Annotated in this window: 1 rRNA gene (only partly in view); it reads right to left on the bottom strand. The window is 50.4% G+C overall.

Going from position 1 to position 1,245, the window contains the following annotated elements:
• Nucleotides 1-1,173 (bottom strand): 23S ribosomal RNA (locus KVT32_RS27530) (it extends 1,470 nt beyond the left edge of the window).
• Nucleotides 1,174-1,245 lie beyond the last annotated feature (72 nt).

Below are 1,245 nucleotides of genomic sequence, written 5' to 3'. Positions count from 1 at the left end.
AAAAGTGCACACCCGCAGCTTCGGTTTATCGCTTAGCCCCGTTACATCTTCCGCGCAGGACGACTCGATCAGTGAGCTATTACGCTTTCTTTAAAGGATGGCTGCTTCTAAGCCAACCTCCTGACTGTCTATGCCTTCCCACTTCGTTTCCCACTTAGCGATAATTCGGGACCTTAGCTGGCGGTCTGGGTTGTTTCCCTCTTGAGTCCGGACGTTAGCACCCGGTGCTCTGTCTCCCAAGCTGTACTTGCGGGTATTCGGAGTTTGCCATAGTTTGGTAAGTCGCCATGACCCCCTAGCTATAACAGTGCTCTACCCCCCGCAGTAATACTTGAGGCACTACCTAAATAGTTTTCGGAGAGAACCAGCTATTTCCAGATTTGTTTAGCCTTTCACCCCTATCCACAGCTCATCCCCTAATTTTTCAACATTAGTGGGTTCGGTCCTCCAGCACGTGTTACCGTGCCTTCAACCTGGCCATGGATAGATCATCTGGTTTCGGGTCTACACCCAGCGACTAAATCGCCCTATTCGGACTCGCTTTCGCTACGGCTTCCCTATTCGGTTAACCTTGCCACTGAATGTAAGTCGCTGACCCATTATACAAAAGGTACGCAGTCACCCCACAAGGAGGCTCCTACTGTTTGTATGCATACGGTTTCAGGATCTATTTCACTCCCCTTCCGGGGTTCTTTTCGCCTTTCCCTCACGGTACTGGTTCACTATCGGTCGATCACGAGTATTTAGCCTTGGAGGATGGTCCCCCCATCTTCAAACAGGATTTCACGTGTCCCGCCCTACTTGTCTTACGCTTAGTTCCACACACAGAATTTCGTCTACAGGGCTATCACCTGCTACGGCCGGACTTTCCATTCCGTTCGACTATCCTGCGCGCTAAAACGTAAAGGCTCATCCGATTTCGCTCGCCACTACTTTCGGAATCTCGGTTGATTTCTTTTCCTCGAGCTACTGAGATGTTTCAGTTCACCCGGTTCGCTTCCACTAGCCTATGTATTCAGCTAGGGATACTGCATTGCTGCAGTGGGTTTCCCCATTCGGATATCTGCGGATCAAAGCTTGTTTGCCAGCTCCCCGCAGCTTTTCGCAGGCTACTACGTCCTTCATCGCCTGTGATCGCCAAGGCATCCACCATATGCACTTAGTCGCTTGATCCTATAACGCTGTAGGCTATAGGACCTGAGTATTAGCGTTTGTGCCGTTCATAAGTTTCAAAGCAGTCTGAGG

Origin of the sequence: Achromobacter sp. GbtcB20 (assembly GCF_019091095.1) — a bacterium.
GTDB classification, from domain to species: domain Bacteria; phylum Pseudomonadota; class Gammaproteobacteria; order Burkholderiales; family Burkholderiaceae_B; genus Achromobacter; species Achromobacter mucicolens.
This window is presented reverse-complemented; position numbering and strand designations above follow the sequence as displayed.